This is a genomic window from Bacteroidota bacterium (assembly GCA_030706565.1).
In the GTDB taxonomy this organism is placed as follows: domain Bacteria; phylum Bacteroidota; class Bacteroidia; order Bacteroidales; family JAUZOH01; genus JAUZOH01.
The window spans coordinates 1-4,827 of sequence record JAUZOH010000293.1; the positions used below are offsets into that span (position 1 = coordinate 1).

Here is a 4,827-nt window from a genome sequence, read left to right on the forward strand (position 1 = left end):
ACCATCTGCGCAAATCCATCCAACGGATATTGGCTTCGTATGCGAACTCAACAGCTCTTTCCCGAATTAACTCCTGTTTAAATGCTTCAGTAGAAGTAGTGAATTTATCAGCGATATTGCCAACTCCAGCCCTTTGTCTTACCTTATTAAAAGCATCTACAGCAGTTAATTGTAAATCTTTACCGGCGCTAGGGCCATAGCTCTTAGGATCACCCCAGCCATAAGCCACCGCTTCAGCATACATTAAATATACATCAGCCAAACGCAAATAATTATCGGCGACTCTAGGTCCGGGTCCGTTATCTATACTGTTGACTGTTAACGGGACAAATTTTTTGAGCATATATCCTGTTACACTATGGCTTAGATCATTACGCCAATATCCTCCGTTATAGAGGGAAGCATAACGTATAGTAGAATCAAGGCTGGCACTTCCCCCCTGAACAATTTTTTGCCAATTATAGACGAAATTATTATAGAAACGGGGATCTCTCCCGGTCCAGGGATCAGCAGGATTATATCCGGAGGCAGGATCGTCAATCGGCAATCCGCTGGCCATACCATAATTATCAATATAATTTGCTGTTGGAGATACTCCATTTGATCCGTTTATGCTTACATAAATGCCGGAATTTGAACAGCCCAGCCAGCCATAGGATGGAGCAGCCCATAAAACCTCGGGATAACCTGGTATACTATTGTCAAGGGTATAAAAAAGTTTTGAATAATTGGACCAATCCGCTAATTTATAATAAGCCTCGCCGGTATAGGATAAATGCAGGCAATTATAAAATGCCTGGGCGGCTTGTTTGCACAAATCAGCATCATAGTCTGTAGGTGTACCCGTCACCCCTTTATTCATCAAAGGACTGGCAGCATAAAGCAGATCCTTGCCCAGGAATGCATAAGCCATTGACTTGGTTACCCGTTGATTATTGTTTCCTGTAGTAGCTTGTCCGTAGGGGGCATTGTCCCAGTTAGAGGGTAGAAGGTCAACTGATGCAGCCAAATCCTTAGCAGCTTTTAGAGCACAATCCCTATAACTTAACCTGGGCAATTGCATTTTAGAATTTGCATTTAAAACGGTGTCAATATAAGGTAATCCGCCCCAATAACTCATGAGTTGAAAATGGAACAAGCCGCGGAAAAATAACAACTGGCCTTTAATAACATTCTTTTCATCATCAGTTACTCCGGTAAGTTTGTCCAGGTTAGCCAGACCAACATTTGCTTTCCGAATTCCATACCAGGATAATGGCCAAAGTCCTTTCGCCATAGCATCCCAGGAGCCGGTATTTGCACCGCTTTTCATCAGATAACTTTGATTCCATCCCCAGGCAGTAGTATACCAGTACCAATAATCACCGTTATCAAAATGGTTAACCAGTCTCCAGTCAACATTTTGAGTAGGTAAAATTTCATCTGCAATATTCCAGTCTATATCCCAGGTTGATTTAGTGTAATCGGGAGTACAATTATAAAGTTCTTCAACAAATCCCTGAAAACTTTTAAAAGTACCGAAAACCTCCTGAGTAGAGATTGTTGATTCTGGCGCTTTATCCAAATAAGAGTTGCAAGAAGAAAGCAATAGCCCAACACTTATTGAAATAATACTGCCAAATATTAAATTTCTAATACTTTTTTTCATATTTATAATTATTATAGAACAATATTTACTCCAAAATTTATACGTTTCACAAGAGGATAAACGCCACCCCCTCCTGCTTCTCTGTCATCCGGCATATGTGACCATAAAAACAGGTCATTGCCATTAACATAAATTTTCAAAGAGTTTATGCCCACTTTTTTAATCTTATTAGAGTCAATAGTATAAGCCACTTCGGCAGTCTTTAACCTTACATAAGAACCATCTACCAGATAATAATTCCCGTAACTTGTCCAGGTACTCATCCAGCGTGGCACGAAGGATTGTGCATTTTGGCTGGTTTTGGTCCAATAAGCCCCCTGATCAAAAACAGCATCTGTCTGTTTGGGGAAATTCGATAAATAGATACTTTGGGTAACATCGTTCACGGCATAGAACTGCAGGAAACAACTAAAGTGTTTATAATCGAAACCTACTGTATAGCTATAAGTACGCTGTGGTCTGCTAGGATAACTGTATGGAATATTATCTTTATCGTCTATTACGCCATCACCATTAAAATCAATGATATTATAGTTACCCGGTAATTTAAACTGATCGTTGGCATTTAACTGAGTACTTCCGTAAACCTGGTCCCAGTTGTTATAAAATCCGTTGGTAACCTGTGAATAAGTCTGGCCGATACGGTGCTGAGCCTGTTTCTGATATGCCGGCAATAACTGTGCATCATCTTCATCAATAATCTTATCTTTTGCACTGGTCATATTAAAATCGCCCCAAAAATGCATTCCATTACTTAAACTCTTGTTCAATCTCAGTTCAAGTTCAAATCCGTCAACCTTTACCTTACCCAGGTTGGCATCTGGTGCAGTTCCGCCGAAATAGGCAGGAATGGCCCTGCTGCCGCCGCCAATCACAATATCATAACGATAATCATGGAAATAATCAAAGCTACCATCGATTAATCCTTTGAAGAATCCATAATCAATACCTACATTAGTTTTTCTAGCAGTTTCCCAGTGAAGATCCGGGTTACCAATTACAGATTCATTATACCAGTTGTATGGGCTTCCATTCCACCAATATGCCCCCAACAGGCTATTGCCACCAGTACCCCACTGAGTCATATATTCCCAACGTGCTCCGGCGTTATCACTACCAACGAGTCCAAGAGAACCACGAAGTTTAATCCTGTCTATCCATCTTGTATTTTTGAGGAAACTTTCTTCACTCAACATCCAGCCTATAGCACCAGAGGGGAAGAAGTGGAAACGGTAATCTGTACTAAATTTTTCAGAACCGTTATAACCTCCATTAAATTCAGCAAAATATTTACCGGCATAGTTATAAGTTACCCTGCCGACCCAGTCTTCACGATAACTTGGGAATACACTCCCATAAGCATTTTCATGCCGGCTAAAAAGGCCCATTGCGCTTACATCGTGTTTATTAAATCTTCTTGCATAGTTAAGTTGTGCCTGGTAGAAATTACTTCTATAAGTTGATCCGTCACTCATAGCATCAGCGTTAAGACTCCAACGTCCAACGATATAGTCATAAAAATTAGTACCTAATACCTGCGGATAATGCACCTCACCAGTGGGAGAAATCCACTTCTGATAATATCCGCCTCCGTCAGAAATACCTCCGTACGAATTAAAACTATTGTCCAATGCCAAAGTTCCCCTCAAGCTCAAACCTTTAACGAACATACCCAAATCCTGGGTAAGAGAGAAATCGGTATTTATCTGAGTATTCTTTGACTTGTTCACACCGCCATTGGCATAACTTGCAAGAGAATTTATAGCCGTGACATTATCCCTTGAATAATATCCCCAATAACCATCGTTATATTTAACCGGGAAAACATCAGGAGCCATGGAATAAGCAGCCAACCATAAGGTGGATTCAAACCAGCCAGATCCAACATTTGTACTCTGGGTTAAGGCATAAATACCTGATAAGTTTACGGAAAGCTTGGTGGTCTTTGTCAGCGTAAAATCGAGGTTACTGCGAATATTTAAACGGTTATAACTATATCCAGGAGTATATCCTTTACTATTATCCAATACTCTCATAATATCACCTTCATTTTGAAAATCCATTGCGGTATAATATTTCACAAATGAAGTACCCCCAGAAACAGAAATATTTTCGTTATATGACATAGCATAAGGTTTAAATTCTACCTTTTGCCAGTTTACATTAGGATATCTTTCTGCTTCATCAAGACTTGAAGGATAACGGTATTTATATAATTCAGCATAGGGAGTTTCAGAACTCCATGAAGAAGAATTAAGGCCCAATTCATTTTCAATGGCCATATTACGTATCCGAAGAGCATCGAATGAATCATATTTTTTACGCAAAGTTGAAGGAATCTTCACCGTGGTATTGGAAGTGATGCTAATGTGCGCTTTACCTTCAGAACCACGTTTGGTTGTAATCAGGATAACCCCATTTGCACCTTTCACACCGAATACAGCCGTGGCTGAAGCATCTTTCAAAACTGATATGCTGGCCACAGAATTAACATCAAGGCCTGTCATAGAACGTTCAATACCGTCAACCAGAATAAGCGGGCTTGAAGAATTCCAGGTGCCTTGACCACGTATATAAATGGTTGGATCTTCCTGGCCCGGAGCACCAGAACTTTGTAAAGTAATGATACCGGGTAAATTTCCTGTCAGTGCAGCGCCTATATTAGAAACACCACCTGTCCTTTCCAGGACCTTACTGGTTGTTTGAGCAATAGCGCCCACGACACTTTCTTTTTTCTGTACTCCATAACCGACAACAACTACATCTTTTAAAACAACACTGCTTGATTTCATAACCACATTAATGATGCCGTTTTCTGTCGCATTTACTTCCTGCGTTTCCATTCCCACAAAGGAAATAATCAGTGTATGCTTACCTTGGGATGGAATATTTAAAAAGAACTCTCCCCTTTCATTTGTTATTGTCGAACCTGACGTATTCCCTTTTATCGTCACTGTCGCTCCATCTACAGGTACTTTTTTCTCATCAACGACGACCCCTTTGATCGTTTTATTCTGGGCAAACACAGAAAAACCAGAGCAAATCATCAATGAGAACAAAAATCCTGTCAGAAACAATAACTTTCTGTTTAGTAATTTTTTTTTCATTTTTCTTTTAATTAATCAGACTTTATTTACTAATTATCAAATAATGATAAAATATAGACTTACCCTCAAGCA

General features: G+C 39.8%; 2 protein-coding genes. Both read right to left on the reverse strand.

Annotated features, from left to right (window positions below; genetic code table 11):
* A partial coding sequence (locus Q8907_12780) for a RagB/SusD family nutrient uptake outer membrane protein (GenBank protein ID MDP4275144.1) occupies positions 1 to 1,648 on the reverse strand: 1,648 nt, incomplete at its 3' end.
* Between the two features lie 11 nt (positions 1,649 to 1,659).
* On the reverse strand, positions 1,660 to 4,755 hold the full coding sequence (locus Q8907_12785; GenBank protein ID MDP4275145.1) for a TonB-dependent receptor: 3,096 nt from the start codon (positions 4,753 to 4,755) through the stop codon (positions 1,660 to 1,662).
* Positions 4,756 to 4,827 lie beyond the last annotated feature (72 nt).

Excerpts from the sequence above, each read along its gene's own strand:
- Q8907_12785 (MDP4275145.1), bottom strand. The coding sequence starts at position 4,755 with ATGAAAAAAAAATTACTAAACAGAAAGTTATTGTTTCTGACAGGATTT.